Origin of the sequence: Mesorhizobium sp. CA13, from assembly GCF_020165235.1 — a bacterium.
Taxonomy (GTDB): Bacteria; Pseudomonadota; Alphaproteobacteria; order Rhizobiales; family Rhizobiaceae; genus Mesorhizobium.
This window is the reverse complement of the sequence record NZ_JAIUHS010000016.1, coordinates 104,790-120,035: the sequence shown is the minus strand read 5'-3', so window position 1 is coordinate 120,035 and position 15,246 is coordinate 104,790. Positions and strand designations below refer to the sequence as shown.

Sequence of the window (15,246 nt, the reverse complement as noted above, 5' to 3'; positions counted from 1 at the left end):
GATATTTTCAAGTGGCGAACCAGAACAAGATCATCATCACCTGCGCGGTCACCGGCTCGATCCATACGCCGTCGATGTCGCCGCATCTGCCGGTGAGCGCGCAAGAGATCGCCGACGCCGCGATCGGTGCGGCCGAGGCCGGTGCAGCCATCGTCCACCTGCATGCGCGAAATCTTGTCGACGGCCGGCCCGACCAGTCGACAGGGGCCTTTGCGCCCTTCCTGAAGGTGATTAAGCAGCGTTCCAACTGCGTCATCAACATCACCACGGGCGGCGCCGCCACTATGAGCGTCGAGGAGCGGGTCAAGCCGGCGGCGACCTTCTCGCCGGAAGTCGCCTCGCTGAATATGGGCTCGATGAATTTCGGCCTCTATCCGATGCTGGAGCGCTTCAAGACCTTCGAGCATGATTGGGAGCGCTCCTATCTCGAAGGCTCCCGCGACCGCATCTTTCGCAACACCTTTGGTGACATCGAGCACATCCTGCGCACCTGCGCGGAAAACGGCACGCGTTTCGAAATCGAGTGTTACGACATCGGCCATCTCTATACGCTTGCCCATTTCGTCGAGCGCGGCCTGGTCAAGGCGCCGTTCTTCGTCCAGAGCGTGTTCGGCATACTGGGCGGCATCGGCACCCATCCGGAGGACGTCGCGCATATGAAGCGCACCGCCGACCGCCTGTTCGGCAATGACTGTCATTGGTCAGTGCTAGGCGCCGGCCGCAGCCAGTTGCCCATCGCCACTCAGGCCATCGCGCTGGGCGGCAATGTGCGCGTCGGGCTGGAGGACTCGCTGTGGATCGGCAAGGGCCAGCTGGCAAAATCCAACGCCGAGCAGGTGAAGAAGGTGCGCCAGATCGTCGAGGGGCTCGGCGCCTCGGTCGCCACCCCTGACGAGGCGCGGCAGATCTTGCAGCTCAAGGGCGGCGACAAGGTCTCTTTCTAAAGGGAAATACCAATGAGTGCGGTCACCATATCGGGTGTCGAGAAGGACTATGGCAAGGGCGAGTTACCCACGGCGTGTCGGTGGATATCGCGTCGGGCGAATTCGTCATCCTTGTCGGGCCGTCCGGTTGCGGCAAGCGACCTTACTAAGGATGATCGCCGGCCTCGAAGATATCGGCGCCGGCGAGATCGCGCTCGACGGCCAAGTCATCAACGACATCGCGCCAAAATCGCGCGATATCGCCATGGTATTCCAGAACTATGCGCTCTATCCGCATATGACGGTAGCGAGAACATGGCTTTCGCGCTGAGGCTGAAGAAGACCGACAAGGGCGAGATCGACGCCAAGATTACGCGCGCCGCAACGATCGTTGGACTGCAAGACCTGCTGGAGCGCTATCCGCGCCAGCTTTCTGGCGGCCAGGGCCAGCGCGTCGCCATGGGTCGCCCCATCGTGCGCGACCCGAAAGTCTTCCTGTTCGACGAGCCGCTCTCCAACCTCAATGCCAAGCTGCGCGTGCAGATGCGCTCTGAGATCAAGGCGCTGCACCAGCGCCTGGGCAACACGATCGTCTATGTCACCCACGACCAGGTCGAAGGTCGGCGTTAGCCCCCGCCCCGCCCCCAATGACTTCGCCGCTACACAAGGGTGCGCCGCGCTCCAAGGCCCACTTGACTTCCATCGCTCGATCGTAGAACAAATAGAGAACATTCTTATATGCGCTTTCCCGGAGGTCAACGACCATCTTGCGGCCGGAGCCCGCCATAGATGCCTTGCGCGCACAGATCGAACGCGGCCGCGCACGGGATCGACATCCGGCCGGCCTGCGTCAACGCCTCGCGTTTGACTGCACGCTGGAACCGGTCGCCGACGACGGACATTTCGCCGTCCGGCTTGGGTTGCGCATGGTGCGCGGTCTCGCAAATGTCCATGCAAGCACGATTGTCGCCACCCGCGCCGACCAGGCGTTCGCCTCCGTCGACGATCTGTGGCGCCGCGCTGGCGTGCCGCAGGCCGCGCTTGTCCAGCTCGCCGAGGCAGACGCGTTCCGGCCGGCGCTTGGTCTCGCGCGGCGCGAGGCGCTGTGGGCGATCAAGGCGCTGCGCGACGAGCCCCTGCCCCTGTTCGCGGCCGCATCGGCCCGCGAGGCGGAGATGATTCCGGAGATCAATGAACCGGCGGTGGCGCTGCCGCCGATGACCGCCGGCGGCGAGGTCGTGGAAGACTACCGCCACATAGGCTTGACGCTTCGCAGCCATCCGATCTCTTTCCTGCGCGAAGATCTTCGCCGCCGCCGCATCGTGTCTTGCGCCGAGGCGATGGAGGCGCGCGACGGGCGCTGGCTGGAAGCGGCAGGCATAGTGCTCGTCCGGCAGCGCCCGGGCTCGGCCAAGGGCGTGATGTTCATCACCCTTGAGGACGAGACCGGCATCGCGAACCTCGTGGTCTGGCCCCAAGTGTTCGAGCAGCACCGGCGCACGGTTCTGTCGGCGGGCATGATCGCGGTAAGCGGCCGCATCCAGCGTGAGGGCGAAGTGGTCCACCTCGTGGCTCGGAAGATCAGCGATCTTTCAGCCGAGCTCGCCAGCATCGGCGAACGCGAGGGCAGCTTTCCCCTGCCGCACGCCCGCGGCGCAATGGCGGCTCGGGACCCGATCCGCGCGAGCTGCTGCCCAAGGGGCTGCGCAGCCGCGACATCTACATACCCGACCTCCACATCGACAACCTCAAGGTCAAGACGCGGGATTTCAGGTGAAACGTCGAATTTCTTGTCCGGCTCAGGATCGCAAGTCTTACCAAAGCGTTACAGGTCGAACGTCGTGACGGCGCAGCTATGGAACAGGGGAGACGATAATGGCGGACAACAAATCGAAGCGAGGCGCCGCAGACCGTCGGCAGGTCTCCGGCGGTGAGGGCTATGAGGTCAATTATTTCGCCCGCAAGCACGGTATCAGAGAGAGCAGGCCGAAGCCCTGATCAAGCGCATCGGCAACGACCGCGATAAGCTCAATGCCGCCGCGGAGAAACTGAAGAAATAGGCTGCGTGTTCGCAATGACTCATTGCATAGTTCGGTCTGAACAGGGTCAAGTCAAGTGAGCAAGTCAGCTTTGCGTCGGCCCACAATCAAAGGATCTTCAGCTCCCCCTGCGAAGCCAGCCTCGCGCGGGGCAGCCAAACATGCGCCACCCGCGTTCCGGCCGGTCCAGCTTGCAAAACTGGTGGACACGGTTCCCCCTGGCGATCGCTGGATCCACGAGATGAAATACGATGGCTATCGTATTCTTGTCGCCGTGGGCGGCGGCGAGGCGCGCGCCTATACGCGCTCCGGCCTGGACTGGTCCGGCCGCTTTCCGTCCATTTTGGCGGAGGCGCGCAAGCTCAAGGTTCGCTCTGCCCTCATCGACGGAGAGGCCATCGTCACCGACGCCGAGGGGCGGTCCAGTTTCCAGGCGCTGCAGAACGCGTTGAAGGGCGCTCCCACGAGCATCGATTTTTATGCCTTCGACCTGCTCCAACTCGACGGGGAAGACCTGACGAGGCTGCCGCTGCTGGAGCGCAAGGAGAAACTGGAGGCAATTCTGCCGGCGAAGAGCCCCATCCTTCGCTACTCCGATCATATCCAGGGCCGGGGGGAAGAATTGCTGAACCGCTTCTGCGACGCCGGCCTTGAGGGGGTTATCTCGAAGCTGGCGGATTCGGGCTATGTCGGCGCCCGCGACGGAAGCTGGCTGAAGATCAAGTGCATCAAACGTCAGGAGTTCGTGCTCGTAGGCTGGACGCCGTCAGACAAGGATCGCGCGTTTCGATCGCTGATCCTTGGGGTCCATGACGGCGGAAAGCTGCGCTATGCCGGCAAGGTCGGGACCGGCTTCAATGCCGCCGGGATGGCCCGGCTGATGAAGACCATGGCGCCGCTCGAGCAGAAGGCAGCCACCGTCGAAGCACCGCGCGCGGAGGTTCGTCGCGCGCACTGGCTGCGTCCCAGCCTCGTCGCCGAGATCGCCTTCACCGAGATGACCAATGAAGGAACACTGCGCCATCCAAGCTATCTCGGCTTGCGTGAGGACAAGAAGCCCGAAGCGGTTGTGCTCGAGACGGAACACCGCACAGCGACGCTGCCGCCGCCGGCGACAAGCGCGGTCGCGATCAGCAATCGCGGCCGCGTAATCTACCCCGAATCCAACATCACCAAGGGACAGCTTGCCGATCATTACGCCGATGTTGCAGCGATCATGCTTCCCTGGGCAGGCAGCAGACCAATCAGCCTGGTCCGCTGCCCGCAGGGCCGCGCCAAGAAATGTTTTTTCCAAAAGCACGACGCTGGCAGCTTCGGCGACAAGGTCCATCACGTCGGGATCACCGAAAAGGACGGCCATGAGGAGCCCTACCTTTACGTCGACGACGCCGAGGGGCTTGTGACCTGTGTCCAGATGGGAACGATCGAGTTCCATGGATGGGGAGCGCGCATCGAAGACGTCGAGAAGGCCGACCGCCTTGTGTTTGACCTCGACCCCGACGAGGGACTGAATTTCGAGGCGGTTCGCGCTGCCGCATTCCAGTTCCGGGATATACTGAAATCCCTTGGATTGACCACTTTCCCGATGCTGACGGGCGGCAAGGGCGTGCATGTGATCGCGCCGCTTACGCCGCGAGCTGAATGGCCTGAGGTGAAGGCCTTCGCCTCCCGGCTTGCTCAGGCGGTCGCGCAGAGCGACCCTGCCCACTTCACGGCCGTTTTGTCGAAGGCCAAACGCAAGGGTCGGATCTTCGTCGACTATCTGCGCAACCAGCGCGGCGCAACGGCAATCATGGCTTATAGCGCCAGATCGCGGCCGGGCGCCCCGGTCGCAGCACCTGTCACCTGGGCGGAGATGAAGACAATCGATGCGCCCTCTCATTTCCATGTCGGCGATGCGCCCGAGTTGAAGAAGCGCGCCGCATCGAAGGCCCTCGCGGGATGGGGCCGGGCCGATCAGTTCCTGCCGGACCTGTGAAGCCATGAGGATCGCGACCTACAACGTCAACGGCGTCAACGGCCGCCTGCCGGTGCTGCTGCGCTGGCTGGAAGAGGCAGCGCCGGACATTGCCTGCCTCCAGGAACTCAGGGCGCCCCAGGAGAAGTTCCCGGAACGGCCGATCCGCGACCTCGGCTATGACGTGGTCTGGCATGGCCAGAAAAGCTGGAACGGCGTCGCGATCCTGAGCCGCGTCGGCAAAATCCACGAAACGCGGCGCGGCCTTCCGGGCGACCCCGACGACAGCCATAGCCGCTACATCGAAGCAGCAGTCAACGGCATCCTTATCGGATGCCTTTATCTTCCGAATGGCAATCCGAGGCCCGGCCTGAAATTCGACTATAAGCTGCGTTGGTTCGATCGGCTCATCGACCACGCAGCCGAACTCGTCGGGTCCAAACAGCCAGTGGTGCTGGCAGGCGATTTCAACGTCATGCCGACCGAACTCGATGTCTACAAGCCCGAGCGCTGGCTGGACGATGCTCTGTTCGCGCCCGAGGCGCGCGCCGCCTATGCGACGCTGCTCAAACAAGGCTGGACCGACGCGCTGCGCGCGCGTCATCCCGGTGAGAAGATCTACACGTTCTGGGACTATTTCCGCAACGCCTTCGGCCGCAACGCAGGCCTGCGCATCGACCACCTTCTGCTGAGCCCGTCGCTCAAGAAGCGGCTGATCGACGCGCAAGTCGACGTCGAGGTGCGCGGCTGGGAAAAGAGCAGCGATCACGCGCCGGTCTGGATCGAGCTCTCGCAAAAGGCACCGCCTCGCAGCCGTTCGGCGCCTGACGAACGAAGCAGCTCCGGTCCCGGCTAGGGCCTTCGTTACTCACCAATGATGAAACCTTCCCGCCACATAGCTGCGGCGCAGACAGGCTTCGTGCGCCTACAATGCCTACGCCCAAATCGCTGCAGCATTCAGCAGCGCGTCCGAGACAGGTGCGATGGCATTGACCGTAGGCGGACCGAGCCAATCCCACAGAAACATTGGTGGTATTTTGTTGATCTGGACTACCGTTGTGCGGGCCCTCAACTGACCGAAAAAGCCGGGTTTTCTTGATTGAAATCCGTCTCGAACCTGCTTAAGGGCAGGCTAGTAGAGCGCCAAATATATTGGTGACCTAAGCGTCGATTGGCAGTCCATGAGCATGTTTCACTTGACCAAGGGCAAAACTCGACTCGATTGATGCCACGCCATCGAGTCTAGTGAGCTTCTGCTTCAGGAATGCTTCATAAGCCTCCAAGTCTTTGACGACGACGCGCAGCAGGAAGTCCATCTTGCCAGTCATCAGATAGCACTCCACGACTTCCGGCCAGCGCAGGACAGCATTTGAAAATCGATCCAGCTCTTCTTCCCGTTGTCGTTCCAGCTTGACGGACGCAAACGCGCTGACGGGTAATCCAACCTTCACCTGGTCGACGATTGCTACATACGCTTTGATCACGCCAGATTTCTCCAGCATCCGCACCCGACGCGCGCAAGGTGATGGAGACAGACCGGCGATCTCGCCGAGGTCTTCTGTTGTCGCGTGAGCATCCGACTGAAGCGCCGCCAACAACTTGCGATCGATACCGTCAATGACGCTTTTTGGCATGACCTTCTGTTCCTTGCATCGAAATTGGCTTGAACTCACCGATATGGCCTTACCTGATAGCAATTTTAGCTGCAATCGCCCTGCCGATTTTCCTATCCTCATCATATCAAATGATGGAGCACGACATGGACGATCCTAAACTTGCGTGCCTTGAGGCTCTCGAGCGGAAGGTGCTGTGGTTGTCCACATGGATGATCCACAATGCCAACAATCTTCGACCCAATGACGACGGGCTCAAAGTTGGAGGCCACCAAGCATCGTCGGCATCGCTCGCCACCATAATGACGGCGCTCTACTTCGCGGTCTTGCGTCCTGAAGACAGGGTCGCGGTGAAGCCGCACGCAAGTCCGGTCTTCCATGCCATTCAGTATCTCTTCGGCAAGCAGACACGCTCGAAATTGGAATCGTTCCGCGGCTACGGAGGGGCGCAATCTTATCCATCACGCACGAAGGATACCGACGACGTGGACTTCTCGACGGGCTCCGTCGGCCTGGGGGTCGCACAGACGCTGTTTTCCTCATTGGTGCAGGATTATCTTCGAGCCAAAGGCATGGCCTGCACTCTCGCCGAGGGCCGCATGGTCGCGCTCATCGGCGATGCCGAGATGGATGAGGGTAACATCTTTGAAGCTCTGCTTGAGGGCTGGAAACACGGACTCCGCAACACCTGGTGGATCGTCGACTACAATCGACAAAGCTTGGACGCGGTGGTGCGGGAAGGGTTATGGGAGCGCTTCGTCTCGCTGTTTCGCGATTTCGGTTGGGAGGTGGTGATCCTCAAATACGGTTCCCTCCTCGAGGAAGCCTTCCAGGAACCCGGGGGCGAGGCTTTGCGAAGCTGGATCGACAACTGTCCCAACCAGCTCTACTCGGCTTTGGCCTACCAAGGCGGGGCGGCATGGCGAAAGCGCTTGATCGATGATCTTGGCGACCAAGGCCAGGCTTCCAAGCTGATTGAAAGCCGCTCGGATCAAGACCTAGCGCGTTTGATGACCAACCTCGGTGGGCACGACTTGCGCTCATTGTTGCAGGCCTTCCAGGACGCGCGCGAGCACGATCGCCCGGTTTGCTTTGTCGCCTACACGATCAAGGGATTCGGCCTGCCGCTGGCGGGCCACAAGGATAACCATGCGGGGCTGATGACCTCAAAGCAGGTCGAGGACCTGCGCGCTAGCCTTGGCGTTCGGCCCGGTTACGAATGGGATCCATATGAAGGTCTCCTGCTGCCCGCCGAAGAACTGGCCGTTTTTGTACAGGCGGCCCCATTCAACGCCCGGCGCCGAGCGCCCCATCAGGCCGGGAAAATCGCTGTTCCTGCTGCCTTCACCATTGAAGTGCAATCGCCAGTTTCGACGCAGCATGGCTTTGGAACTCTCATGCACGAGATCGCCAAGGCCGACACTGATCTCGCGAGAAGGATCGTCACGGTGTCGCCGGACGTGACCATCTCTACCAACCTTGGCGCATGGGTAAATCGCCGAGGTCTGTTTGCCCGGGAAGAGAAGGCCGACCTGTTCAGAAAAGAGCGGATTCCTTCGACCTTCAACTGGGAATTCTCGCCAAAGGGCCAACACATCGAACTCGGCATTGCCGAGATGAACCTGTTTCTAACTCTCTCCGCTCTCGGGCTCTCCCATTCGATATTTGGCGAACGGCTGTTACCGGTAGGAACCCTCTATGATCCGTTTATCGAGCGCGGCCTCGATGCTCTGAACTATGCCTGCTACCAAGATGCCCGCTTCATTGTCGTGGCCACTCCCTCTGGGATCAGTTTGGCGCCTGAAGGCGGCGCACACCAATCGATAGCAACACCACTGATCGGCATGGCGCAGGACGGGCTTGCCAGCTTCGAGCCAGCCTTCGTTGACGAGCTCGCAACAATCCTGCGGTTTTCATTCGACTACATGCAGCGCGATGGAGATGGTCATGCCGATGCCGTGAGCTGGCTCAGGGACGCAACGGGTGGCTCCGTGTATCTCAGACTTTCGACGCGGCCGATTGAGCAGCCCAAACGCGTTGTTGATCAGGCGTTGGCTGAAGACATCCTCAGTGGAGGCTATTGGATGCGCAAGCCAGGACCAAATGCCCAGATCGTGGTCGCCTATACGGGAGCGATTGCACCCGAAGCGATAAATGCGATCGGGTTGATCGGGGAGGACCGCCGCGACGTAGGCCTCTTGGCCGTAACGTCTGCAGACCGCCTGAATGCCGGATGGACTGCTGCGCAGCGCGCAAGGGAGCACGGCCTGGCACACGCACGAAGCCACATCGAACGATTGCTCGCCGGCGTCCCCTCCAATTGCGGGCTCATCACCGTGATCGATGGCCACCCTGCGACCCTTGCCTGGCTCGGGTCCGTCCAGGGCCATAAGACCCGGTCCCTCGGCGTAGAAGATTTCGGCCAGACGGGCACCATCGCAGATCTGTATCGGCATTATGGAATTGACGCGCAAAGCATTGCACAAGCCGCGCAGTCGCTGTCGCCCGGAAGGCCAATCCGGCATTTGCGAGCCGCACTCTAAAATCTCGGCTCAACGAGGCACATGGCCAGCGGACGCTTGTGCGGTTCCTCCCTACTGCTCGCGCTCGTCGCGATCACGCATGTGGCGCTGTTCCAATTCCTGCTCCAATTCGCGCAGGTGCTCTGGCGATCGTTGCGATGCATCAGTTTGCGAGGCACACCGCTCCGGGATTCCACTCGGTCTTTCAGCCGCCGGCTGCCCGGCTTCATTCATCCTTTCGGCGGCAATCCAACCGGGAGGGTCACGGGCCTGACGAGCGCTCCCCAACCGTTCGTCTCGCGGAAGCTCATGGCTTCGGTCCAATGCCGCGTTGCCAGAAACCGGCTCGTGCGTCGACTTCGGTGGCGTTCGAGCATCCTGCGGATCGGCCTCGGCCGACGTCGAAACCTCGCGGGAGGCGCTTGGCTTGCCGCGACCCACCTCGCCTGCGACAGGCTGTTGTTCGGAGAACCGGAGATTTTCCCGGCGGATGCTCATCACCTCGCGCGCGGCTTCTGTGATCTCGTGGAATCGGGCCCGCTCGCCCGGCCCGACGGAACGCTCAATGTCGGCCAGAATGGCCTCGACCCGTTTCTCGTATGCCTGCAATTCAGCACGTGTCATCGCATGCATGGCAGCCTCGTCGCCTCCAAAAAGTTCTCGTGACAGATGTCCCTTAGCCTCATTCGTGTCCGGCCTTCGCCGATAGACCGCAGTCGCGTGGATTTGGCTAACCCGCAATGCGGCCCGGATTCGTTCGAGATGATCTTCGGCGAACTCGGCGACCTTCCTGACCGAGCTATCACGCGCAATTTCGCGCCATACCTGGGCAGCCGCTGCCGCGTATTGGGCACTCCGGCTCGACAGTGCTGCGTCAGGGATATTGGAACGCTTGGCTAGATAGCGTTCCCGTGCCGACTGGCTGGTGCCCTCATGCTCGGTTCTCCCCGCATAGCTGACAGGCCGCACCTGGGTTCGAGTATAGGCGGGCGCACTTGCAAATTCGCGACGGTCGGTCAGCTCCATATTGATTCCGCGCTGTCGGGCTTTCTCGGCCATCAATGAGCGCCACGCCCGGAAGACCTGGGGGCTGGTCTCGATACGTTCTCCTGACTCCGAACGCATGGTGACGATCGCGTGAGCGTGGATATGCGGCCGCTTGCCACCCTGCGCCATTCCCTTTGGATCCTCAGCCGGATCGTGCATGGCGTAAGCGTAGCGATGCCCTGCGAATTGATCGCCCAGGAAGTCCCGCACCGCATCTCGAAAGGCGGTTGGATCGGTGCCAGCGCGCGCGGACAAGATTAGATGCATGACGTCACGTCCCTTGCGGCTTTGCATTTGCCTGCGCCAATGCCTCTGGACGAGACCGCCGGCCCGCTCGAAAGTAGCGATGCAGGTGCCCCTATTATCGCGCACCTGCCCATCAAAGCGTTCGACCATTTCACGAACCCGGCTCAGCGCGAAGGCAACGCCATTGCCGTGACCGCGAAATAGAATTCGCGCCTGCACGACGCTGCCGATCTTGCTCCTGTCGAACCGCTCCTGTGCGATTGCAGCAGCCTTTGCGTCGCCGCTCAGGCGCTCGCCGTCAGGCCCGCGCAATAGCAGGACCCCGTGCACTCGAAGATGAGCGCCGTCCACGTCTTCGATTGCATAGACAAAGCGGCGCTCTCCGAATGCGGCGCGCAGGACATGGCGAAAGATCTGGTCGCGATCGTTTTCCTGTGTCTTTTTGTTTACCGCTACCTGGAACAGACCAATGTCCCGGCTCGAGGCACGATTGTCGAAAAGATGCTCCCATTGCGTGCGCAGCTGCGAGAGGGCCGCCTTTCCGGTGATCTGCTCGCCCTTCTCGGTTTCGACCGCCAGTTCGCCATTCCGGGAAGTATAGCCGAGCATCGCGGCGACGCGCACGCCTCCACCATAGGAAGCGAGCTTGACCACCGCCGGCTGGCTTCCATGCGCCACGGCTATGATCCGTTGTCGAATCGACCGATGGAGCTCGACGTCCCTGCGACGAAACGAAAGCCTGCCGCCGCCTTGTGTGTCGTCTGGGCTGAACGCCGCCCCGCCCTTTCGACACCACTCCCATTCATGGCGCTCGCCTCGTCCCAGCTGCAGTTCGTGAAGCAGCGCTGCGCGACGGCGTTCCCAGTCCCGTTCGAAAGCACCCAGGAAGAATTCCATTAGCGCGCACCAAGGCGGCGAGCCGAGCTGGCGCGCTTCGTCATCTGAGAGAGCTCGGCCGCGACCGTCAATGCAATGGCGCGGGCATCGTCCGCGGCTGCGGCTACATCCGAAGCCGCAGCCATGCGCCCAGTGTTGAGTTCGCGTATGGCCTGATTGAGAGCGTTGCCAACAGCACGCAAATCCTTGGCGAGGAGTTGCAGGATCGCCTGATCCTCCTCATTCAAAAACGGCCGGAGGCCCGCCCCCTCGCAAGCAAGCGAGCGGACGAAGGCCGAAACCGACAGGCCGGCGGTCTCCGCAGCCGACGCGAGCGCGGCAAGTTCCTCTGGCGCGAACCGAATATGCGCGACCTTCTCCCTCCTCGCCGGCCGACCTGAAACCGTTGCGTTGGCTGGAGTCATGGACCGTCTGCCTCGCTCGCGGCCAAGCCGCGGATCGGGGGCTTGTCCCCCGATCGTCAGGAAAAATGTATCACATTTTTCCGTATCCTGCCAACCAATATGACATCGGAAAGCAGGAATTTTCCCAAAAAAAACACTTTATCATTGTCATTCAGACATCGTTTTTCTACATTCATAGAAATTCATGTGCCCACGGACCCATACTTGAGCAATCCTGGATTCGTGTGCGAGTAGAAACACACGCTCAGAGGAGAATTCGCGCATGCCTATCGTGATCTCCGCCATCAATGGCAAAGGCGGCGCCGGCAAGACCACCACTTTGATGAACATTGCCGGCGAGTATGCATTGCGCGGTACGACGGTCGCGATGGTTGACATGGATGGTAGAAGCAATCTGACCAAATGGTGGAGCGACTGCCACGACAAGGCCGCGCAACCAGAAGGCATCAGCGTCTTCGGCCATAAGACGGCCAAGTCGCTGGATGCGTTCATTGAGCGCCATGCCCATCGTTTTGACTACCTCCTCATCGACACGCCTGGAGAGGATATTTCCACCATTGACCCTGTGATTGGACGGTCCGATCTGGTGATCTCTCCAATTCAGCCGTCCAAGCGCGAGGTCTTGGGCGCGATTGACTGCTTCCAGTCCGTCGTGAGGGTCAACGAGCTCCGCGGCGGGTCATGTCGCCACGGCGTCTTGCGCACCCGGATTTCGATGACTGTTCGGCAGACGGAACTTTATCGCAAGATTCGTCCCATCATCGAGGACAAGGTCGGGACCTATCTCTTTAGGGCCGAGGTAATGGAACGCAACATCTATAAGGATATCCAGAACGGCACTGGCACTCTCCAGATGCAGGCGTTGTCCGAGGCTGTAGGCAAAGCGCGTCGCGAGACGCAAGAAGTGGTGGGCGAGATCGATGCCCTGTTGAGTCCCCTTCCAAAAGCCGAGCACGCCTGATGGGCCGCAAGGAAAGCCTGTCCCTGGACGAGTTCGCACTCGCTGCGCGAAAGCAATCGTCGGGAGGTGACGAAGATCGCCCGTCCAATGACATCAGCACAGACCGCGAGCCCGACGGCACATCGCAGACGGGCAGCGACTTGAGGCAGGAGGCCAGGAAGGCCTTGCGCAGGATGAAGCGAGAGCGGGTGAAGGGGGAAAGTTGCTTTGTGAACGTGAACCTCGACCGAGCGACCAAGCGGCGGCTGAAACTGGCCTCCTTCACCGCCGAAACATCGATGCAGGCGATCATGGAACAGGCGATCGCAAAGTATCTGGACGACCTTGGCCTTTGATTACAGCCGATCGACAGATCTCCCTTCATGGTCCTGGATATGGAATTTGATCGCAGGCCCACTCACCTGCTAGGCTTGAGGTCACGTTGGCTCTGTTTTTTCATGTATCGGGCAATTTGGGGCGAAGAGTCGCGTCTTGTGGGCGCGCTTCGCGGCACACACAGGAGCGGGTAAACCCGTCGCAATGGCAATCAAGGACGTCCAGAAATACATAGACGAGCATGGACTCATCGAAACGGCAGACGCTGAGTCCGAGAAGCCGGTCTACAGGAAACCAGGTTTCGAAGGCATCCGGAGCTTCGGCGACATGGAGCAGGCTTTCAGTCGGTTCGTACGGGAGCGTCGCGACGCCAGGCGGCTCAATCGGGCGCAGATGGGGATCATGGTCGGCTTGCACGAGACGATCTTTGCACGTTACGAGCGCGCCTTTTCAAAGCTGCATGCGACCAGACTACTTCACATCTGCGAGATTCTGGACTGCTCACCGATCGAAATGATCCATTTCGCAGCCCCGCATTTTTTCGGTGAGAGTCGTCAGGAAGCCGACGACAAGCTGAAGCTGATCTTGCGTGTGCTTGATATGCCTGCTTCCACCGCCTCAAGCCTGTTGAACCTTGTCGAGGGCCTCGTCGGTGAACAGGCCGGCGACCATCCGCGCGACCGGTGATTAGCCCGGGAGGATTAGCCCTCCGGGAAAGCTGTCCCCGTTTGCAGACGTGTCGTCATGCTGCCCCCTCGCCTTTGTCCGATAAGGCGACATTCGATCAAGTTTTTGAATCGATGCCGAGCCACGGATTCGAAAGATGCATTGGACGGATCCCATGGCGAGGATCGATAGTCGGATGCATGAACAACGCGCCCGACCCGTATTCCTGCGCCGTATTGATGGCGCTCGTAACATGGCACGATTTTATGTCCTGTCATTGCAACCCACCCTGTTCGGCGAAATGTCGCTGGTCCGGCTATGGGGACGGATTGGCACCCGAGGCCGCCAGAAAGTCCACTTTTTCGAAGATTGCAGGCAGGCAGCCTCGGAGCAGTCGCGGTTGGCGGGACGAAAGATCAAGCGGGGTTACATGAGCTAGGATCGATGAAACCACGATCGTTTCTAGCGCGCAGAACCTGCTTTCGACTAACGCCTTTCTGCGGACCGCTTCGCTCTTGCTCAAGGTTGCTCTCACGACCTGAGAGGCCAGATGCCCCGGCCGAACAGGCCGGGGCACTTGCGGACCTCAGTCGCCACGCCGGCTATTAGGACGGGACCAGATCAGCGAGAAGCCTTGGCCTTCCTCGTCTTCGAAAAGGTTGGCGTAGATCGGGGCGTTGAAGCTTGGATCATCGAGCTTGAGGCCCATATAGTCGCGGCCATCGCTGGAGCGCTTGGACCAGGCAGCGCCGATCTCAGCGCGGCCGACCAGCACGCGGTGTGTGGGGGCGTTTTCGTTCGTGGGGCGCTGGTCGGGGACGATGCGCACAGCCTTGACTTGGACGCTGAGCGTAACGATTTCGCCGGTGAACTCGTTGGAGCCGGTCTTCTTGAAAATACCGATGGTCGCCATTGTAGGTCTCCTTGTCCGTTTTCCGAGCCCGCACCATTGCGGCCTCACATGAGGGACCGCTCGTCAAGCTGTGGCTCTGAGCTGCTGAGTGGCCGGTTTCTGGAGGACGCCCCGCTGGGTGCGAGGCGTCCTGGCAGGGTGCTCAGTCGCCGTTGCGGCGGTTCGGACGTGACCAGATGAGGCTGTAGCCCTGGCCGTCCTCACCCTCGACGAGGTTGGCGTAGATCGGAGCGGTGAAGCTCGGGTCGTCGAGCTTGAGACCCAGGTAGCTGCGACCCTCGTTGGACTGCTTGGACCAGGCGGCCCCGATTTCGATCCGACCGACGAAGACCCGGTGGCTGGGAGCGTTTTCGCCGCTGGAGCGCGTATCGGGAACGATACGGACCTTCTTGGCCTGGAGGGAGAGGGTGACGATCTCGCCGCTGAACTCGTTGTTGTCCGATTGCTGGAAGTTGCCGATGGTAGCCATTGTCGTTCTCCTGACTGGTTGCCGAAGCCGCCCTGTGCGGCCTCGATAGCGGTCGTGAGGCGACGATCGGGCCGACTGCATCCTGTGGACCGCAGCGTCAGCGGAGGACGGCGGCAGCCGAGCTTGTTGTCCCGCGAGGAATGCGGCAAAGCCGCAGGGGAAGAAGGTCGGCGAAGCCGTTGCAGGCAGAGGCCCGACCGGCGCCAGACCAGCCAGTAGAGAGGCCGCACAGGGAGGATTCCAGCATCAGTCCCACGAGAACGATGCTGGCCAT

General features: G+C 60.9%; 14 protein-coding genes and 2 pseudogenes. 11 read left to right on the top strand and 5 right to left on the bottom strand.

What is annotated here, in order from left to right; all coding sequences use genetic code 11:
• The first annotated feature begins 11 nt into the window (after positions 1-11).
• The 6 genes and pseudogenes from LB566_RS27325 to xth all read left to right on the top strand — a co-directional run bounded on the left by LB566_RS27325 (position 12) and on the right by xth (position 5,775).
• On the top strand, positions 12-944 hold the full coding sequence (locus tag LB566_RS27325; protein ID WP_140554049.1) for a 3-keto-5-aminohexanoate cleavage protein: 933 nt from the start codon (positions 12-14) through the stop codon (positions 942-944).
• 12 nt (positions 945-956) lie between these two features.
• Positions 957-1,541: pseudogene (locus LB566_RS27320) on the top strand (ABC transporter ATP-binding protein); the annotation flags it as partial.
• 192 nt (positions 1,542-1,733) lie between these two features.
• Positions 1,734-2,700, top strand: a pseudogene (locus LB566_RS27315) (OB-fold nucleic acid binding domain-containing protein); the annotation flags it as partial.
• A gap of 98 nt (positions 2,701-2,798) precedes the next feature.
• Entirely contained in the window at positions 2,799-2,921 is a 123-nt protein-coding gene (locus tag LB566_RS27310) for a DUF3606 domain-containing protein (protein ID WP_318012752.1), read from the top strand.
• A 117-nt stretch (positions 2,922-3,038) separates the two neighbouring features.
• The gene (gene ligD / locus LB566_RS27305; RefSeq protein ID WP_224629003.1) at positions 3,039-4,940 is read left to right on the top strand and encodes a DNA ligase D; all 1,902 of its coding nucleotides are present in this window, start codon (positions 3,039-3,041) and stop codon (positions 4,938-4,940) included.
• A gap of 4 nt (positions 4,941-4,944) precedes the next feature.
• The gene (xth, locus tag LB566_RS27300) at positions 4,945-5,775 is read left to right on the top strand and encodes an exodeoxyribonuclease III (RefSeq protein WP_140554051.1); all 831 of its coding nucleotides are present in this window, start codon (positions 4,945-4,947) and stop codon (positions 5,773-5,775) included.
• Positions 5,776-6,079: 304 nt separating this feature from the next.
• Here the strand turns inward: xth and LB566_RS27295 are convergent, their stop codons facing one another.
• On the bottom strand, positions 6,080-6,553 hold the full coding sequence (locus LB566_RS27295; protein WP_140554053.1) for an Lrp/AsnC family transcriptional regulator: 474 nt from the start codon (positions 6,551-6,553) through the stop codon (positions 6,080-6,082).
• Positions 6,554-6,678: 125 nt separating this feature from the next.
• Between LB566_RS27295 and LB566_RS27290 the strand changes: the two genes are divergently transcribed.
• A complete protein-coding gene (locus LB566_RS27290; protein ID WP_140554055.1) occupies positions 6,679-9,075 on the top strand; it encodes a transketolase in 2,397 nt (798 codons plus the stop codon).
• 51 nt (positions 9,076-9,126) lie between these two features.
• Here LB566_RS27290 and LB566_RS27285 read toward each other — a convergent pair whose 3' ends face one another.
• Positions 9,127-11,244, bottom strand: a complete 2,118-nt coding sequence (locus LB566_RS27285) for a relaxase/mobilization nuclease domain-containing protein (RefSeq protein ID WP_140554056.1) — start codon at positions 11,242-11,244, stop codon at positions 9,127-9,129.
• Positions 11,244-11,648 (bottom strand): plasmid mobilization protein, encoded by a 405-nt coding sequence (locus LB566_RS27280; RefSeq protein WP_140554058.1) that lies wholly within the window; start codon positions 11,646-11,648, stop codon positions 11,244-11,246. Before LB566_RS27280 ends, LB566_RS27285 begins: the two co-directional genes overlap by 1 nt.
• Before the next feature lie 262 nt (positions 11,649-11,910).
• On the opposite strand from LB566_RS27280, the gene LB566_RS27275 reads away from it, so the two are divergent.
• The 4 genes from LB566_RS27275 to LB566_RS27260 all read left to right on the top strand — a co-directional run bounded on the left by LB566_RS27275 (position 11,911) and on the right by LB566_RS27260 (position 14,029).
• On the top strand, positions 11,911-12,609 hold the full coding sequence (locus LB566_RS27275; protein WP_140554059.1) for a ParA family protein: 699 nt from the start codon (positions 11,911-11,913) through the stop codon (positions 12,607-12,609).
• Positions 12,609-12,944: a hypothetical protein gene (locus LB566_RS27270; RefSeq protein ID WP_140554061.1), complete on the top strand. Its 336-nt coding sequence runs from the start codon at positions 12,609-12,611 to the stop codon at positions 12,942-12,944. The genes LB566_RS27275 and LB566_RS27270 overlap by 1 nt, the downstream gene beginning before the upstream one ends.
• A 184-nt stretch (positions 12,945-13,128) precedes the next feature.
• Positions 13,129-13,611 (top strand): helix-turn-helix domain-containing protein, encoded by a 483-nt coding sequence (locus tag LB566_RS27265; protein ID WP_140554115.1) that lies wholly within the window; start codon positions 13,129-13,131, stop codon positions 13,609-13,611.
• Between the two features lie 136 nt (positions 13,612-13,747).
• Positions 13,748-14,029 carry a WGR domain-containing protein gene (locus tag LB566_RS27260; RefSeq protein ID WP_318012751.1) on the top strand — a complete coding sequence of 94 codons (282 nt, stop codon included), beginning with the start codon at positions 13,748-13,750 and terminating at the stop codon, positions 14,027-14,029.
• A gap of 147 nt (positions 14,030-14,176) precedes the next feature.
• Here the strand turns inward: LB566_RS27260 and LB566_RS27255 are convergent, their stop codons facing one another.
• Positions 14,177-14,503, bottom strand: coding sequence for a DUF736 domain-containing protein (locus LB566_RS27255; protein ID WP_140554063.1), 327 nt, complete (start codon positions 14,501-14,503; stop codon positions 14,177-14,179).
• A gap of 142 nt (positions 14,504-14,645) precedes the next feature.
• Positions 14,646-14,972, bottom strand: a complete 327-nt coding sequence (locus tag LB566_RS27250; protein ID WP_140554064.1) for a DUF736 domain-containing protein — start codon at positions 14,970-14,972, stop codon at positions 14,646-14,648.
• Between the last annotated feature and the right edge of the window lie 274 nt (positions 14,973-15,246).

What these genes read in the sequence shown, in the direction of transcription:
- xth (WP_140554051.1), top strand. Translation starts at nt 4,945, where the DNA reads ATGAGGATCGCGACCTACAACGTCAACGGCGTCAACGGCCGCCTGCCG.
- LB566_RS27295 (WP_140554053.1), bottom strand. Translation starts at nt 6,553, where the DNA reads ATGCCAAAAAGCGTCATTGACGGTATCGATCGCAAGTTGTTGGCGGCG.
- LB566_RS27310 (WP_318012752.1), top strand. Translation starts at nt 2,799, where the DNA reads ATGGCGGACAACAAATCGAAGCGAGGCGCCGCAGACCGTCGGCAGGTC.
- LB566_RS27290 (WP_140554055.1), top strand. Translation starts at nt 6,679, where the DNA reads ATGGACGATCCTAAACTTGCGTGCCTTGAGGCTCTCGAGCGGAAGGTG.
- LB566_RS27260 (WP_318012751.1), top strand. Translation starts at nt 13,748, where the DNA reads ATGCATTGGACGGATCCCATGGCGAGGATCGATAGTCGGATGCATGAA.
- LB566_RS27255 (WP_140554063.1), bottom strand. Translation starts at nt 14,503, where the DNA reads ATGGCGACCATCGGTATTTTCAAGAAGACCGGCTCCAACGAGTTCACC.
- LB566_RS27280 (WP_140554058.1), bottom strand. Translation starts at nt 11,648, where the DNA reads ATGACTCCAGCCAACGCAACGGTTTCAGGTCGGCCGGCGAGGAGGGAG.
- LB566_RS27270 (WP_140554061.1), top strand. Translation starts at nt 12,609, where the DNA reads ATGGGCCGCAAGGAAAGCCTGTCCCTGGACGAGTTCGCACTCGCTGCG.
- LB566_RS27265 (WP_140554115.1), top strand. Translation starts at nt 13,129, where the DNA reads ATGGCAATCAAGGACGTCCAGAAATACATAGACGAGCATGGACTCATC.
- LB566_RS27275 (WP_140554059.1), top strand. Translation starts at nt 11,911, where the DNA reads ATGCCTATCGTGATCTCCGCCATCAATGGCAAAGGCGGCGCCGGCAAG.
- LB566_RS27285 (WP_140554056.1), bottom strand. Translation starts at nt 11,244, where the DNA reads ATGGAATTCTTCCTGGGTGCTTTCGAACGGGACTGGGAACGCCGTCGC.
- LB566_RS27250 (WP_140554064.1), bottom strand. Translation starts at nt 14,972, where the DNA reads ATGGCTACCATCGGCAACTTCCAGCAATCGGACAACAACGAGTTCAGC.